The organism is Flavobacterium sp. (genome assembly GCF_029242675.1).
In the GTDB taxonomy this organism is placed as follows: domain Bacteria; phylum Bacteroidota; class Bacteroidia; order Flavobacteriales; family Flavobacteriaceae; genus Flavobacterium.
This window is the reverse complement of the sequence record NZ_JAQWTM010000077.1, coordinates 24,737-40,732: the sequence shown is the minus strand read 5'-3', so window position 1 is coordinate 40,732 and position 15,996 is coordinate 24,737. Positions and strand designations below refer to the sequence as shown.

Here is a 15,996-nt window from a genome sequence, read left to right as displayed (position 1 = left end):
AAGTTTATGTGATTAAAATTTAATGAATTAGCTTGAATAATTGTTTTTTAAATTCCTATATTTGCAAACTCAAAAAAATTATTACAATATAATAAATAAGGAAGAAAATGACGAAAGCAGATATCGTAGCAAAAATTTCAGAAAAATTAGGTCTTGAAAAGGGTGATGTTCAAGCAACAGTAGAGACTTTTATGAATGAAGTTAAAAATTCATTAGAGACTGGAGACAATGTATATTTAAGAGGTTTTGGAAGTTTCATCGTGAAAACAAGAGCTGAAAAAACAGGTAGAAATATTTCTAAAAATACAACTATCAAAATACCTGCACACAACATTCCTGCATTTAAACCTGCAAAAGTTTTTGTAGAAGGAGTAAAAACAAATAACGAAGCAAAATAATATTATTAATCATAAAATCTAAACGATTATGCCAAGTGGTAAAAAAAGAAAGAGACATAAGGTAGCTACGCACAAAAGAAAAAAAAGAGCGAGAGCTAACCGTCACAAAAAGAAAAAGTAGTTTTTAACTACTTTTTTCTTTTTAAACGTAAACGTTCATTGAAATTGAAAATTAGCACACAGTCAGCCGTTAGTAGTATTCAGCCCGCTGATCATTACTTTTACAAAACTGCCAGCTAGTTTTCCCCGGGTACAATGCCTGTTAAATTATTGTTTAATCCATCCCTACAATTAGCTTGTGGCCTAAAGCCCAACGCCAAAAAGTTCGGATAAAAATTTACAAATGAATAAAGAATTAATCATTAGATCTAGTTCTGATTTCGTAGATTTTGCCTTATTAAAAGATGGAAAACTAATTGAATTACACAAGGAAGAAGAAAAAAGCAACTTTCAAGTAGGTGATATTTTTATTGCCAAAATACGAAAACCCGTTGCTGGACTTAACGCTGCTTTTGTAAATGTAGGCTTCGAAAAAGATGCCTTTTTACACTATCATGATCTAGGTCCTAATTTAACTTCTCAGTTGAAATTCATAAAACTTGTAAGCGCAGGTAAAATAAAAGATTTCTCCCTAAAAAACTTTCAGTTTGAAAAAGAGATAGACAAAGATGGAACCATTACCGAGGTAATAAACGCCAATCAATCTATCTTAGTACAAGTAGTAAAAGAACCAATATCAACCAAAGGGCCAAGAATTAGCGCTGAGCTTTCTCTTGCCGGTAGGTTTATTGTTTTAGTTCCTTTCTCTGATCGGGTTTCTATTTCTCAAAAAATAGAAGATCGTAAAGAAAAAGACCGACTCAAAAAACTTGTACAATCCATCAAACCAAAAGGATTTGGTGTTATTGTTCGTACAGTAGCCGAAGGCAAAAATACAGCCGAATTAGAAAAAGATTTGCAGAACCTGCTTAGCAGATGGACTGCAATGTGTAAAAAATTACCAACTGCTCATCATCCGTCAAAGGTTCTAGGGGAACTCAATAGAGCTTCTTCTATCCTTAGAGACGTGTTTAATGATACTTTTACGAGTATTCAAATTGATGATGAAGAGTTGTACAACCAAACAAAGGATTACTTGCAAGAAATTGCACCATCCAAACAATCAATTGTAAAGTTTTATCAGTCAAATGATACGCCTATTTTTGAGAAATACAACATTGAGAGACAAATCAAAACTTCTTTTGGAAAAACAGTATCCATGAGTAAAGGGGCTTATCTTATTATTGAACATACTGAAGCTTTGCACGTTATAGACGTAAACAGCGGAAACCGTTCTAATAAAGCCTCCAATCAAGAGGACACTGCCATGGAAGTCAATATGATTGCCGCTGCTGAAATCGCTAGACAATTGCGTTTACGAGATATGGGCGGAATAATTGTAGTTGATTTTATCGACTTGTCTAATCCCGAAAACCGCAAAACATTGTTCGAATTCCTGCGGGAAGAAATGAGCGACGATAAAGCAAAACACAAAATCTTACCTCCTAGTAAATTTGGATTAGTCCAAATCACACGACAAAGAGTAAGACCCGAAAGAAATATAAAAACTAGAGAAGAAGATCCAAACGATGTAAATGGCGAAATTGAAGCGCCAATAATTATCATCGACAAAATCATATCTGATCTAGAAGGAGTATTAAAAAACCATAAAAAAGTGGTACTTAATGTACACCCTTTTGTGGCCGCATACCTTACCAAAGGTTTTCCATCATTACGTTCAAAATGGTTTCTTGAACATAAAAAATGGGTGAAAATTATACCTCGTGACGCTTACACGTATTTAGAATATCATTTCTTTGATAAACAAGGAAATGCTATAAAAGACTAAACATCAAACCGCTTTTCGCAAGATTAGCGGTTTTTTTGTACCCAAATTCCAGCTCGAATCAATTTACAATTCCATCAAAGAAACTTCATTTGCCAAATAATAACATGATGAGCATGCAACTTTTTATATATTGTTTCTCTTTTATAATACAAGTCACAGGCATTGAACCAACATAAAATTGCATGATTGCAACAATAATTTTTTATTCCATTATCACAAATCCTATCGATAGTAATACAATCAAACCCATTCATCGCAACAAATAAATAAAGGTACCCACTCGTTATATTTTTAATAACTATATTAGACCACCGTGAAAAACTGCATACAATGTGGTTATTCAAATTACAAATAGTTGCTAAATAAAACTTATGAACTACTTTATATTTATCCTAGGCGTTATACTTTTAGTAATTACAGCTACCGACTTAATTAACACTTCACTATCTGTTAGAGGAGCCGGTTTTTTAACAAGACGACTTTCTAAGTCTATTTGGAGTGCCTTGTTGAGAATCAATAAAAAAATGGGACGCCGAAAAGTACTGCAATTTGGCGGTGCTATAATCTTAGTTTCTATCTTGATTAACTGGTTGTTGCTAATTTGGATTTCGGCTAGTTTATTATTTATTAGTGAGCCCAAGTCGTTGATGAATGTAGAAACAAATACCACCACAACGATAGTTAACAAAATATTTTTTACAGGCTATACCCTTTCAACTTTGGGACTAGGTGATATAGAACCCGAAGGGAATTTTTGGGATATCCTTACGGCAATACTATCATTTACGGGCCTTATACTAATTTCAATAGCCATTACCTATTTGATTCCGGTAGTGTCGGCTGAGATTACAAAACGAAAAATAAGTGTCAACATCAACACTTTAGGCGGGTCGGTTCAAGAAATATTGTTGAATTACTGGAACGGAAGTAATTTTAAAGAACTAGAACAACCATTTATACCTCTAATTGACTCCATAATTTTACATGCGCAAAACCACAAAGCCTATTCGGTTTTACATTTTTTTCATTCGTCAGACAAGAAAGAAGCATTTGTACTTAATATTACTAATCTAGACGAGGTAATTACCGTATTACTTTATAATATTCCAAAAGACCAACAGCCTTCCTACAATGTTTTAATTCGGCTTAGAAAAGCAATATCAAGCTATTTAGTTACTTTACCAGCCACTTTTATAACCCCTGGCAAAAAAACGCCTCCCATTCAGCTATTAACTGACTTGGAGAATCAAGGAATTCCCATCTTGTCAGGAACTGCAATTGACTTGGAATACATGAAACTTACTACTAGACGGAGATTACTTTTATCCTTAATTAATGACGATGGATGGGAATGGACTGACTTACAATGCGGCACTTATAATCACGAGATCGTAATTGAGCAGATTAGTTAATTAGGAGGTGCGATCGTAAAATAATCGTATGGACAAACAAATAATACTTTTAAACAAGCCACAACTTTTACTATTAAATAATGACACCTAAAAACAGGAATACATCACAACTCAATCTGGGAAATGATATCCTACTTGAAGAAAGCAATGAGTTCGTCACAAAATACAGAAAACTAGTCGAAGCGCTACTTATTGTAGTTGGAATTGTAGTATCAAGTGTTTTAATCGATTTTTACTTTTTACCAAAAACTACTGTAAATGATGAGATAACTCACTATCGTATCGAGTACGTGAGAAATAAAGCAGGAAGCAGTAGAACGGCGGTTGCCTATCGGTTCTTTACTGCAAAAGGGCATTCTTTTACAACTGAAAAAACATTCATCGAAGAAAATGATATCACTATAGAATTTACATCCCTATTTAAAAACAATAGTAAAGTGTACTCTTCAAAAACAGATTATTCAAAAAAAATATCGTCAGGATTAACAGGTGTATTACTCTATTTGTTTGATGGTTTTTTATTTTCTATAGTGTGCAGCCTAATAATTTTACATACAAAAAAGAATATAGGAGAGAATTCCTTTTATAATATTATCTGCCTGAATTCATTTCTTTTATTTTTATGCTTGTGCATTTTATACTTGTATTAAAACGACGCTTTAGTTACCTACTATTTCCGCTTCTCAACAAAAAATCGCTTCATTAAACTAGAAGCTTCCTCAGCCATAATTCCGGACACAACAGTAGTTTTAGGATGTAGCTGCGTTCCCATTTTTATAAAACCTCTTTGTTCATCTCGAGCACCAAAAACTATTTTGGTAATTTGACTCCAATACAAGGCTCCAGCACACATTTGGCAAGGTTCCAAAGTCACATATAGCGTACACTCTTTCAAATATTTTCCGCCCAAGTAATTGGCTGCAGCGGTTATGGATTGCATTTCAGCATGAGCAGTTACATCATTTAATAGCTCCGTTAAATTATGAGATCTTGCAATAACCGTATTGTTGACAACAACAATTGCACCTACTGGGATCTCACCTTTTTCAAAAGCCATTTCAGCTTCTTGCAAAGCTTTTTTCATAAAGTATTCGTCCGTGAAAATATTTTCCATATGGCAAAAGTAGCGCTTTACAATTTATTTTTTAGTACTTTTAAATATTGAAATTCAAAAATGGAACGAACATATAAAATCAATATTCCTGAACCTTGCAACGAAGATTGGAACAAAATGACTCCAACTAATAATGGAAAGTTTTGTACTAGCTGCGCTAAGACTGTTGTTGATTTTACTACAATGCTGCCCGATGAAATAGCGCACTATTTTCAAAAAAACACAAACGTTTGTGGAAGATTCAAGAGCTCTCAATTGAATTCAATTACAATTCATATTCCAATACAAACTTTATACAGTCAAACACAGTATAACAAATTGTTCTTATTAGCTCTATTCATTACTATGGGAACTATGCTATTTAGTTGCAAAAACGACGATGGTACAAAGCAAAAGATTGATAAAATCGAAATTACGAACGACATCGTAAGCAGTGAAACCATACCTTCACTTACTCCAAAATCTGCTGATTCGTTGCAAAATAAAACACCCCTGTCAAAAAAAACACCACAAGCAAAGTTCAAAAAACATAGAGCTACAACTTATAACGAACCATTATCGAAAAAAGAGCAATCAATAAATGATGAAAAGGTAATTTACGAAGATAACACTACTTATGGCGTTATTGGACTTAGCGTCTATCCAGATTACAAGGGAGGTATTGCCAAATTCTATTCCTTTATTAAAGATAATTACAAACAAGTTATCAATAATAAAAGCTTAAAAGGAGAAATTGAAGCTACTTTTGAAATTGACCAAAATGGAACCTTAAATGATGTAACCATTATTAAAGGACTAAATAGCACGATCAACCAAGAATTGATAAGAGTACTGAAGTCATCACCTGAGTGGTATCCTGGAGAACAAAATGGTAAAAAAAGAAATTGCAAATTTCAATTATCAGTCAGTATTAAACCAGACACTATTAAAAAGTCTTTTTTTAGAACCCAAATTTTAACCAAAATTGACTCTATAGAAATTAAACAAATTACAAAGTACGAAAACTACATGTTTACACATTAAAAATGTAATTTTGTCTTTTGAAAAACAATGAAGAATAACCTGCTATCTACTATCATCAACCCAACCGATTTACGCCAACTTGACGAATGGCAACTTCCTCAGTTAGCTAAAGAATTACGTGATTTTATTATTGATATTGTTTCAGCAAAAGAAGGACATCTTGGCGCTAGTCTAGGAGTAGTCGAACTTACCATCGCTTTACACTATGTTTTTAACACTCCTAAAGATCTTTTGATTTGGGATGTAGGCCATCAAGCCTATGGTCATAAAATTTTAACAGGCCGAAGAGAAAAATTTGACACGAACAGGCAGCTCAATGGTATTTCTGGTTTTCCAAAAAGAAGTGAAAGTGAATACGATGCTTTTGGCGTAGGCCACTCTTCTACCGCCATATCAGCAGCACTAGGAATGGCAATTGCTTCTAATTTAAATGGCGATTACGATAAGCAACATATTGCAGTAATTGGAGATGCCTCCATAGCTGCAGGAATGGCATTCGAAGGTCTAAACCACGCTGGAGTTACTGATGCCAATTTACTAGTAATTCTAAACGACAACGCAATAGGAATTGATCCAAGTGTAGGCGCTTTAAAAAATTACTTGACTGCTGTAAAAACGGGTACCAATCCGAGACAAAACAACATGATTAAGTCCTTGAATTTTGATTATTCAGGACCCATAGACGGACACGATATTCATGCTGTCATCAAAGAGTTAAAACGATTACAAAAGATCAAAGGACCTAAGTTTCTTCATATTATCACAACCAAAGGGAAAGGACTAAAACAAGCTGAAGAAGATCAAGTGAAATACCACGCTCCCGGCAAATTTGACCCAATTTCAGGAGAAATTCACTCTAAATCAGAAGAAAACCTTCCACCAAAATACCAAGACGTATTTGGTCTTACCATTTTAGATTTAGCCAAAACGAACAAAAAAATAATTGGAATAACACCCGCAATGCCATCGGGTAGCTCTCTAAAATTCATGATGGAAGCCTTGCCTGAACGCGCTTTTGATGTGGGTATAGCGGAACAGCACGCAGTAACCCTAGCTGCTGGAATGGCCACCCAAGGAATGATCGTTTATTGCAATATTTACTCGACTTTTTTGCAGCGCGCTTATGACCAAGTAATTCATGATGTTGCAATACAAAATTTACCAGTAATTTTTTGTTTGGATCGCGCAGGTCTTGTGGGCGAAGATGGTCCAACACACCACGGGCTGTATGATATCGCTTATTTACGTTGTATTCCTAATTTAATAATCTACTCGCCTCTAAACGAAATAGCGCTTCGAAATATTCTATACACGGCCCAGCTAGGCTTAAATCATCCAATCGCAATACGATACCCCCGCGGAAGAGGCGTTACTGTTAATTGGATACAACCTTATGAAATCATTACAATTGGAAAAGCAAATTGCCTAGTTCACGGTACTGAAACAGCCGTGCTGTCCAATGGACCAATAGGCAATAATGTTTCACTTGCAATAGCTAATTTAGGACATCCAAATACCGTAGCCCATTACGATTTTGCATTCGTAAAACCACTAGATGAAGAAGAACTACACCGCATTTTCCGTGCTTTTAAAAAAATCATAACGATTGAAGACGGAACCATTATAGGCGGATTTGGTAGCGCTATAGCTGAATTTGCTACTCAATACAATTACAAAGCGCAACTTCTAACATTAGGTGTTCCTGATTCTTATATCGAGCAAGGAACCATATTAGAACAACAACAATTTTGTAAAATCGACGTTAATTCATTAGAATTACTGCTTTCTAACTAAAACAACCAATCACCAAAAGACGTTAAAAAAAGAGTCATAATGAAATTTATACCTATTACTTCCCTACTAATCATATCCCTTTTTTCCACTAATTTATTCTCCCAAAAAATAATCACCACTCTAGAAGGTTCTTTAAAGCAACCAAAAGATACAGTCTCCCATTGGGCAAAAAAAAACACGATTGGATTTGATATAAGCGAAATCGCTTTTGTTAACTGGAATGCAGGGGGTACTAGCTCGGTTTCAGGATTGTTAAAAACAAAATTCAGCCGAATATATACAACAAGCAATTACAATTGGTCAAATGAACTCATAATGCGTTATGGACTTAATAAGCAAGACGGAGTCGAACTTAGAAAAAGTGACGACGTTTTTTTATTTAGTTCTGCTTTTGGGTATAGAAAGGACACCTTGTCAAATTGGTATCATACAGCTAAGTTTAATTTCAACACGCAATTCACTAATGGATACGCTTATCCAAATACGGAAAAAACGATTTCGAGTCCATTTGCTCCAGCTTATGTTTTCATAGGATTAGGAGCTGAGTACGCCTCAAAGAAAAAAGATGAATTATTATATCTATCGCCTTTTACCTCTAAAATGACCTTTGTTCTAGACCAAAGATTAGCCAATCAAGGGGCTTTTGGAGTAACCAAAGCAATTTACAATACCGATGGAAGTTTGAATAAAGAGGGAGAAAAATCAAAAATAGAACTCGGCTTTTTATTAACCGGATATTATAAGAAGCAAGTCGTTAAAAATGTAATTATGGAGAATCGTTTGAGTTTATACTCTGATTACATTAATAATTTTGGTAATATCGATGTGGATTATAATGTGGCCTTTGATTTAGTTGTTAATGAATACATTCGAACAAATATAGGTCTTCATGTTATTTATGATGACGATATTAAATCCAAAAAAAATATCGACGGAGAACAAGTAACCTTAGGCGCTAAAACACAGTTCAAACAAATGTTAGGCGTAGGTGTTGTTTATCAATTTTAAAAAAAAGCCGGTTTTGTAGTAGTACAAAACCGGCCTTTTTATTCTATTTCTAGTTAAGAATAATTTTCTCAACAAAGTTTAATGATTCTCCTGTTACCTTAAGAAGGTAAATTCCTGAAGTGATAGCACTTAAATCAATACTTTTTTGACCATTAAAATCAACATTTTTAGCACTGTAAATCTGTTTTCCAGTAATATCGATTAGCTGAACGTCTACAGTTCCAAAATATTTATTAATTTGAATGTTTACAATTCCATTTGAAGGATTTGGATAAACCTTCATCACGTCCTCGTTATCAAAATCAGTTATTCCAAGAGTCGTACAATTAGCACCAGCAACAGGTCTTGTAAAATCCTCTACTTGATCGTTACCAATGTTTCCATCACCAGCAGATGCATTTACACCTAGTCCTCTGGCAGCAAAAACCTCCCATATCATACAAAAATCTTTACCACCCGTAGTTGCTTGATCAGCAGCAATTAAAGCATTACGTGCTGTAACAAAAGTTGGACTACAAGGCATCATTTTTAAGCCATCTATAACCAATTGCATTATCTTATTATTTCCACCGTTACCCGTATACTTATTGTCATTGTATCCATATTTATTTATGTAAGCCCATGTTAAGTCCCACAACATTGTCGCCCAAACAGACCCTACACCATGAACCGATGTTTGCTCAACATCATCTTCATCTAAGAATTGAAAATTATTTGTGAAGGCATAGGTCATTGGGTTTAGGGATCTATCTGTTGAGTAAACATAACTTCTAATTCCCAATCCATCAGTTGTTTGACCTGACACAAAGGTTCCAATACCTCTTTTAGCAGTTCCCACATCTCCTGGTTTCAACTGCATCATTAATGCAAACCAATCAGACCATCCTTCGCCCATTTGATCTGTGTTATTCAAGCAACTTGAATTAAGACGTCCGCCTGCTAGTCGAGTAGAAATACCATGCCCATATTCATGTGCAATAATTCCATTATCAAAATCACCATCACTGTTAATAAAGGGATCAGACTCTACTTGTAACTTAACATTTACCAATCCGCTTTTCATTTGATTAATTAAAGCTTCACCAATGCTATTAGTAACGCTAATTGCAGGTATAACAATAGCTGCATCACCACCTGACATTGTAATATTTGTTTGCTCAGTATTGACAACAATAACAGCAATCGCCCCCGCATTTTGGGCTGCCTTCACTTTATCAACAAAAGGACAAGTTCCTCTTCTAACTACTACAATTTTACCATTCATAGCTTCAGCATTACTAGGTAAAACACAAGCTTGAGAAGTACCACCTGTACTATCCAGATAAAGTACCAAATCAGATTGTATAAATTGTGGTGTCACAGGTAAGGCCACTAGTCCTGGATTAAAAGAATTTTGAGTTGCAACATAGCTGCCTGCTATACTAGAGGGGGAATTCACAATGATTGGCTTAATTTGAGCCGCTCTATTCCATAAAAACATTTGCATTCTACCTCTACTTCCATCTCTTGGAGTAGAAAAATTTGCATTGTTAAGACTAATTGGATCAGCCAAAGATCCATCCTGAGCTTCAGCATCAATATAATCCTCAGCAGCTCCTCCAAGACCATAGTTATTCTGTTGAAAATTACCACTTGCCTCATTGAAACCATATTGATACCAAACATCATGCATCACATTACTCATATAAAACAAGTTAGTGGTTGCAGCATTGATATACGAAGAAGCTGCAACGCTAGTTCCTCCGTAAGGAAAATCAAACAATAACCCTGATCCTCCGTCTGGGCTTGATCCTTCGTCTCTACTAGTCCCAAAAAAATCATCTTTAGCCCAAACATTATTACCTCTGGTAATAGTGTATTCAGCCCCAGCAACTCCATTGACATCATGCCATCCAAAAGGTGAAGCTTTGCTGTTCGCAGGGTCTGTAACAAGTTGTCTACTACTATGATTTGGACTTTCATAATTAAACGGAATCACTCGATACGACCCTCCGCCAACAACTGCAGTTGCAGCAGGAGAGAATAGCTGCTTGTATGAATTATCAAAATTAAGTAAGGAACTGCTTGCAGTTTCGCTAGTTTGATTTAAAGCACCTGCTGTATCAAATTGGCATGATATAACTAAATCGTTTTTCTCTAAAAGAGCTCCATTCAATGCATCAATTCTAACACTCCATAAATGATCATGCTTAGGAGTTTCGATTGTCAAATCCCAAGCTAGCATTAATTTACCATCGGCCGCTTGATGGTATACCAAGTTCACTTCAATTGGCTCATGATTCGTTACCTTATCGTTAATTTTAAACTTATTTTGACTTACTTTTTCAACAGCTGCACTCGTGTTTACCTCAGTAATTCCCAGTATCGAATATGCTTTAGACAATGCGGCCACTGCTGATAGTTTGGGAGTTACCCCGTTTATCTTTCCTGAGACATTCGCAATAAATTTCTTATCCGTATCTACTACTTTCTTGTCCTTTATAGCGAAATTAGTTACCGCCCTAAAAATTTCAATTCCGTTGTATCTTTGAATTACATAATTGCTATTTATGTTGGTACTACTTGATGTCGCTTCACTTTGAATAAACCAATCTTGGACATCATTTTTGGATAGACCAAATTTAGATGTGTTTGAATTTAAATAATTTTGGATTACGTCTTTATTTGACTGCGAAAATGTTAACACAGAAATCAATAAAAAAGCAATTAGAGTAATTTTTCTCATATGATGTATACTAGTTATAAATAATTATAAAAGCGAAATTACTGATTTTCACTCGATTTAGCAACTATAAAGCGACGCTTTTGTCTATTAAAATGTTAAATAGCTACTCTTTCTTTCTTCCTTTGATGGTCTCAAATAATTCTAATGCATTTCCATCTGTTAGTAATGAAATATAATGGCAGATGTGCAAAAGTCTTTCATAAAGATTCTCTTTTTCAAGATGATGCTTTTCAGGTAATAACTTTAAAATTAAAGCATCGTAATTCGAAGCATTGTCGTTGTACTTATTATCGTATGCAGTGATAAATGTATCCAGCAAAGTCTGAATAATTTGATAACCCACAATTTCTTTCTCTACTACCTCTCTACTTTGGTAGATATTATTAACACTAATTTTAATAATATCATCCATTTGTGCTTTGTACTTACTCTTATCCATTAATGCAAAAGGAAATTTCCCTGCTAAAATAGCCTCTTCATTTTCAGTAAAAACCTTTACTGCATCACTAATTAAACTCCCAATAGCCAAAGCACGCAAGTAACTAATTCGATCCTCCTTTGTCTCTAATGACTTATATTTAGAGGTATCGATGCTATCTTTCACTAACTTAATCAAATACTCTAAGGCAAAATCCTCAGACACCAATCCTAAATTAATCCCGTCTTCAAAATCAATAATCGTATAACAAATATCATCGGCGGCTTCTACAAGGTAGGCCAGAGGATGTCTTTCATATCCAATATCATTTCCTGTTTTATTAGGAATCAATCCCATATCATCAGCAACCTCTTGAAAAAACGGTTTGTCAATTTGAAAAAAACCATACTTTTTATCAGCAATGTTTCTCGTTGGCTTCTTTGGTAAACTTTCTTTAGGATACTTCATAAAAGCGCCAAGTGTGGCATATGAAATCCTTAGACCTCCTTCAATTCCTGGTCGGCTTCCCGTTAAAACAGTAAATCCATTCGCATTTCCCTCAAAATCGATTAAATCTTGCCACTCTTTGCTTGAAAGCTGTTCCTTGTATTTCTTACCCTTACCAATAGAGAAATATTCTCCAATTGCTTTTTCTCCAGAATGGCCAAAAGGAGGATTTCCAATATCATGCGCCAAAGAGGCCGCCGCAACGATAGCGCCAAAATCATTCATTTGATAACCATGAACCTCTTGTAAATGAGGATATTTTTCAATTATCTTCTTACCTACAAGCCTCCCTAATGATCTTCCTACCACAGAAACCTCCAAACTATGCGTCAAACGGGTGTGTACAAAGTCGGTTTTAGAAAGCGGAATCACCTGTGTTTTGTCTTGCAAACTTCTAAAAGCTGCCGAGAAAATAATACGGTCGTAATCTACTTCAAATCCTAAACGGGTGTCATCTTGCTCAATACGTAATCGTTTACTTGTGTCGCCTTGGCGTTTTAGTGATAAAAGTTGTTCCCAGTTCATGCTGTTGTTTTCGAATTTGAATAATTAGACTATTTTTCAAAGATAAAGAAATAGCCCTAAGATAAAATAGCTTTCACATTATTTATCAAGCGAACAATTACGCCAAAACGACCTATCTTTGTATTTAATAACTGTTACCATTTTTTAAATAATCTTCCCATACAACTAGGAAGAATTAATATTTAACAACCCATTATGCTCTACACAGGTCAACTCAATGAATTCATACGTTTAGCCGAAATTGATAATACCAATTGTGATTTACTCAAAGAAAAAATCACAGATGGTTTGACGGTTATTTGGGCTTTGGCCGAATTAAAAATTAAAGTAGACGGGAGCGAGCATACTTTCCCGACCAATACGGTTTTGTTTTTAACTGAGTACCATAAAGTAGAAGTTTTAAGCGTAAACAGTGCGCGATTAATTCGGTTCAATAGAGCGTTTTACTGCATTGCAGATCACGATAGCGAAGTTGGTTGCAAGGGGATTTTGTTTTTTGGAGCGTCACAATTTCCAAAAATTGCCATTCCTGATGCCGAATTAGAAAAATTCGAGATTCTTTGGAAAATGTTTGCCATCGAAATGGTTTCTAAAGACGATTTGCAAAACGATATGTTACAAATGATGCTCAAACGCCTACTCATATTATGTACCCGCGTGTACAAAGAGCAAACGGAGTTAACAACATTCGACAAAAACCAATTGGATATTGTTCGCGAATACAACTACTTAGTCGAAAGCAATTTCAAAACCAAACACCAAGTCGCTGATTACGCCGCAATGCTGAATAAAAGTCCGAAAACCTTATCGAATTTATTCAAAAAATACAACGAAAAGTCACCTTTGCAAATCATTCAAGACCGCACCATCCTTGAAGCACGCCGACTATTGCGCTATTCAGACAAAAGCATCAAAGAAATCGCTTACGAAATAGGCTATGAAGACATTCAGTCCTTCAGCCGCTTTTTCAAGAAAGCAGAGGGCGTTTCCCCATCCGATTTTAAAAAGGCTTTATAAATCTGTTTTTTCAGGAGCCAATCCGGCTATCCGCTCTATCTTTTATGCTGAACCCCAGCATAAAAGGATGCCGCTTCTATCCGGGCTAGGACGTTTTTTTCTTTCGATCACATCTGCTTTTCATTTCCTAATTTGTCAGATCGAGCAGAGTCAAGATTTGATATTGGTTCTTTACTCCGCTAAAATTTACTTTTGATAATCTAATATCAAAATACCGCGTCTTTGTCATTCCGACGAAGGAGGAATCTCAGCCGTTGCTCACATTATTTGCTATTGTTATATTTTTTTCGATCGTCAAAAAGTCAAATCATGTAAAGACAACTAGTAGTCTTTATACCTTCAAATGAGTGTGATTGCTTCGTGCTTGGCACTCACTCCCATTCTGAATTGTAATCGGCAAAGACAAAACGCCGTCACTTAGCCCCGATTGCAGTGGAAATCCTTTTTATTCGCCGCGGCGAATAAAAAGATTGCAACGTAAAGCGGGACGGATTTTCTTGAAAGCACTTCACTTTCTGCTCCTAAAACTATCAAAAAGCTCGTTTTTTACTCATAAAAACACCAAAAGGGAAGAATGAACAACTCAACGGGAAATGCGACCTAACTTCAAGGCCTTCTTTCGTCGCACCTTTGTACCATCAAACTGAAACAACCAATTATGAGAACAATACAAACACTTATTACAGGATTTAAAAACGCTTTTAACCTGAACCAAACAAAAAAATCACCGCAATTGATTGCAGTAACTCAAGCAGATTTTTGTCAGAATATGGCAATCACAGATTACTACTGTAACGAAAGCAACTTATTTATATAAATATTAATTCACAAAAAAATAAAAAATTATGTCAAATTTCAACGTACCAACAAGAGAAGAAGTATCATCAAACAATCAAGCAATTTTTGATAACCTAGAAAAAGGGTTAGGTTTTGTTCCTAATTTATATGCTTATTTCGCAAAAAGCGAAACGGCTTTAGGTGACTATTTAGCACTTCAAAACAGAAAAAGTAGCTTAAAAGCTAAAGAAAGAGAAGTAGTAAACTTGATCACTAGCCAAATAAATGGTTGTAATTATTGCCAGTCGGCTCATACTGTTATAGGAAAAATGAATGGCTTTACGGATGACCAAGTACTAGAATTACGCAGAGGATCTGCTGCATTTGATAGTAAACTAGACGCTTTAGTAAAATTCACAGCGTCAGTGGTTGAAAACAGAGGAAAAGCAACTGCAGCATCTAAAACAGCATTTTTTGAAGCTGGTTATACTGAAGTAAACATGATTGACGTAGTGGTAGTAGTAGGTGACAAAATCATTAGCAATTACATTCACAATCTAGCTGATTTTGCAATTGATTTTCCACTTGCACCAGCACTATAATTTTTAATTAATCCTAAAAACCATTAAAATGATACAACATTTAAACAAAAACAATTTTGAAGCAACCATTAATAGTAACGATGTCGTACTAGTAGACTTTTTCGCAGACTGGTGCGGACCATGCAAGGCTTTGCATCCAGCTCTTGAAGCATTAGCAACTGATTTTGATGGTAAAGCGGTTATTTCGAAAATCAATGTTGACGAACAACCAGAGCTTGCAGCTCAATTTAAAGTAAGAAGCATTCCTGCTTTATTCTACTTTAAAAATGGAGAAATTGTAGGTACTCAAAACGGTGTACAAAGCAAGTCTATAATGACAAGTCACCTTCAAAACATTATAAAAAGCTAAGAAAATGGGAAAGAAAATAAACATCAAAAACCTACCTACGGGATACCACTCTTTGATAACAAACGGTAGACATGCGATTGTAGGTGACGAACCTACAAATAGCAAAGGAACAGATCTAGGATTCTCACCAGAGGACTTAATCCTATCTAGTATTGCAATGTGCAAAGTGGCAACGGTGCGATACATTGCTCGAAAAAACAACTGGACGATAGGCGAAGTAGACGGCGAATTCGAACTTAATGTGAAACGTGGCGAAGGAGGAAAACTGACCTCAAACGTTACTGCAAAAATTAAAATTGAAGGTGACCTAACTGCTGAACAAAAAGCAGAATTGTTAAAACAAGCCGACGCTTGCTACGTACACCGCATGATTGAAGGCGAGTGGAATATTGAAAATACTCAAGAGCTAATTACCGAAGCGGTTACAGCTTAACATACA

Annotated in this window: 15 protein-coding genes; 12 read left to right on the top strand and 3 right to left on the bottom strand. The window is 35.3% G+C overall.

Going from position 1 to position 15,996, the window contains the following annotated elements:
• Positions 1–107 precede the first annotated feature (107 nt).
• The 4 genes from P8M54_RS03150 (at position 108) to P8M54_RS03135 (ending at position 4,348) form a co-directional block, all read left to right on the top strand.
• Positions 108–398, top strand: a complete 291-nt coding sequence (locus tag P8M54_RS03150) for an HU family DNA-binding protein (protein ID WP_066080765.1) — start codon at positions 108–110, stop codon at positions 396–398.
• A 343-nt stretch (positions 399–741) separates the two neighbouring features.
• Positions 742–2,286, top strand: coding sequence for a ribonuclease E/G (locus P8M54_RS03145; RefSeq protein ID WP_300285030.1), 1,545 nt, complete (start codon positions 742–744; stop codon positions 2,284–2,286).
• 371 nt (positions 2,287–2,657) lie between these two features.
• Positions 2,658–3,698, top strand: a complete 1,041-nt coding sequence (locus tag P8M54_RS03140) for a potassium channel family protein (RefSeq protein WP_300285027.1) — start codon at positions 2,658–2,660, stop codon at positions 3,696–3,698.
• Positions 3,699–3,778: 80 nt separating this feature from the next.
• Positions 3,779–4,348, top strand: coding sequence for a hypothetical protein (locus tag P8M54_RS03135; protein ID WP_300285024.1), 570 nt, complete (start codon positions 3,779–3,781; stop codon positions 4,346–4,348).
• 20 nt (positions 4,349–4,368) lie between these two features.
• Here the strand turns inward: P8M54_RS03135 and P8M54_RS03130 are convergent, their stop codons facing one another.
• Positions 4,369–4,812: a nucleoside deaminase gene (locus P8M54_RS03130; RefSeq protein WP_300285021.1), complete on the bottom strand. Its 444-nt coding sequence runs from the start codon at positions 4,810–4,812 to the stop codon at positions 4,369–4,371.
• 60 nt (positions 4,813–4,872) lie between these two features.
• On the opposite strand from P8M54_RS03130, the gene P8M54_RS03125 reads away from it, so the two are divergent.
• Genes P8M54_RS03125 through P8M54_RS03115 form a run of 3 tightly spaced genes read left to right on the top strand, consistent with a single transcriptional unit; the run spans position 4,873 to position 8,637 of the window.
• Positions 4,873–5,835 (top strand): energy transducer TonB, encoded by a 963-nt coding sequence (locus tag P8M54_RS03125; RefSeq protein WP_300285018.1) that lies wholly within the window; start codon positions 4,873–4,875, stop codon positions 5,833–5,835.
• Positions 5,836–5,862: 27 nt separating this feature from the next.
• On the top strand, positions 5,863–7,629 hold the full coding sequence (locus P8M54_RS03120; RefSeq protein ID WP_300285015.1) for a 1-deoxy-D-xylulose-5-phosphate synthase: 1,767 nt from the start codon (positions 5,863–5,865) through the stop codon (positions 7,627–7,629).
• Between the two features lie 39 nt (positions 7,630–7,668).
• Positions 7,669–8,637: a DUF3078 domain-containing protein gene (locus tag P8M54_RS03115; protein WP_300285013.1), complete on the top strand. Its 969-nt coding sequence runs from the start codon at positions 7,669–7,671 to the stop codon at positions 8,635–8,637.
• 49 nt (positions 8,638–8,686) lie between these two features.
• On the opposite strand, the gene P8M54_RS03110 is transcribed toward P8M54_RS03115, so the two are convergent.
• The gene (locus tag P8M54_RS03110) at positions 8,687–11,362 is read right to left on the bottom strand and encodes a T9SS-dependent M36 family metallopeptidase (RefSeq protein ID WP_300285011.1); all 2,676 of its coding nucleotides are present in this window, start codon (positions 11,360–11,362) and stop codon (positions 8,687–8,689) included.
• Between the two features lie 103 nt (positions 11,363–11,465).
• The gene (locus P8M54_RS03105; RefSeq protein WP_300285008.1) at positions 11,466–12,812 is read right to left on the bottom strand and encodes a deoxyguanosinetriphosphate triphosphohydrolase; all 1,347 of its coding nucleotides are present in this window, start codon (positions 12,810–12,812) and stop codon (positions 11,466–11,468) included.
• A gap of 195 nt (positions 12,813–13,007) precedes the next feature.
• On the opposite strand from P8M54_RS03105, the gene P8M54_RS03100 reads away from it, so the two are divergent.
• From P8M54_RS03100 to P8M54_RS03080, 5 genes are all read left to right on the top strand, one after another.
• On the top strand, positions 13,008–13,829 hold the full coding sequence (locus P8M54_RS03100) for a helix-turn-helix domain-containing protein (protein WP_300285005.1): 822 nt from the start codon (positions 13,008–13,010) through the stop codon (positions 13,827–13,829).
• Between the two features lie 658 nt (positions 13,830–14,487).
• Positions 14,488–14,646: a hypothetical protein gene (locus tag P8M54_RS03095; protein ID WP_173854821.1), complete on the top strand. Its 159-nt coding sequence runs from the start codon at positions 14,488–14,490 to the stop codon at positions 14,644–14,646.
• 28 nt (positions 14,647–14,674) lie between these two features.
• A complete protein-coding gene (locus P8M54_RS03090; RefSeq protein WP_300284999.1) occupies positions 14,675–15,208 on the top strand; it encodes a carboxymuconolactone decarboxylase family protein in 534 nt (177 codons plus the stop codon).
• A gap of 28 nt (positions 15,209–15,236) precedes the next feature.
• Complete coding sequence (trxA, locus tag P8M54_RS03085; protein WP_300284997.1) at positions 15,237–15,557, top strand: thioredoxin; 321 nt, start codon at positions 15,237–15,239, stop codon at positions 15,555–15,557.
• Between the two features lie 4 nt (positions 15,558–15,561).
• Positions 15,562–15,990, top strand: a complete 429-nt coding sequence (locus P8M54_RS03080; RefSeq protein WP_300284995.1) for an OsmC family protein — start codon at positions 15,562–15,564, stop codon at positions 15,988–15,990.
• Positions 15,991–15,996 lie beyond the last annotated feature (6 nt).

What these genes read in the sequence shown, in the direction of transcription:
- P8M54_RS03150 (WP_066080765.1), top strand. Translation starts at nt 108, where the DNA reads ATGACGAAAGCAGATATCGTAGCAAAAATTTCAGAAAAATTAGGTCTT.
- P8M54_RS03145 (WP_300285030.1), top strand. Translation starts at nt 742, where the DNA reads ATGAATAAAGAATTAATCATTAGATCTAGTTCTGATTTCGTAGATTTT.
- P8M54_RS03140 (WP_300285027.1), top strand. Translation starts at nt 2,658, where the DNA reads ATGAACTACTTTATATTTATCCTAGGCGTTATACTTTTAGTAATTACA.
- P8M54_RS03135 (WP_300285024.1), top strand. Translation starts at nt 3,779, where the DNA reads ATGACACCTAAAAACAGGAATACATCACAACTCAATCTGGGAAATGAT.
- P8M54_RS03130 (WP_300285021.1), bottom strand. Translation starts at nt 4,812, where the DNA reads ATGGAAAATATTTTCACGGACGAATACTTTATGAAAAAAGCTTTGCAA.
- P8M54_RS03125 (WP_300285018.1), top strand. Translation starts at nt 4,873, where the DNA reads ATGGAACGAACATATAAAATCAATATTCCTGAACCTTGCAACGAAGAT.
- P8M54_RS03120 (WP_300285015.1), top strand. Translation starts at nt 5,863, where the DNA reads ATGAAGAATAACCTGCTATCTACTATCATCAACCCAACCGATTTACGC.
- P8M54_RS03115 (WP_300285013.1), top strand. Translation starts at nt 7,669, where the DNA reads ATGAAATTTATACCTATTACTTCCCTACTAATCATATCCCTTTTTTCC.
- P8M54_RS03110 (WP_300285011.1), bottom strand. Translation starts at nt 11,362, where the DNA reads ATGAGAAAAATTACTCTAATTGCTTTTTTATTGATTTCTGTGTTAACA.
- P8M54_RS03105 (WP_300285008.1), bottom strand. Translation starts at nt 12,812, where the DNA reads ATGAACTGGGAACAACTTTTATCACTAAAACGCCAAGGCGACACAAGT.
- P8M54_RS03100 (WP_300285005.1), top strand. Translation starts at nt 13,008, where the DNA reads ATGCTCTACACAGGTCAACTCAATGAATTCATACGTTTAGCCGAAATT.
- P8M54_RS03095 (WP_173854821.1), top strand. Translation starts at nt 14,488, where the DNA reads ATGAGAACAATACAAACACTTATTACAGGATTTAAAAACGCTTTTAAC.
- P8M54_RS03090 (WP_300284999.1), top strand. Translation starts at nt 14,675, where the DNA reads ATGTCAAATTTCAACGTACCAACAAGAGAAGAAGTATCATCAAACAAT.
- trxA (WP_300284997.1), top strand. Translation starts at nt 15,237, where the DNA reads ATGATACAACATTTAAACAAAAACAATTTTGAAGCAACCATTAATAGT.
- P8M54_RS03080 (WP_300284995.1), top strand. Translation starts at nt 15,562, where the DNA reads ATGGGAAAGAAAATAAACATCAAAAACCTACCTACGGGATACCACTCT.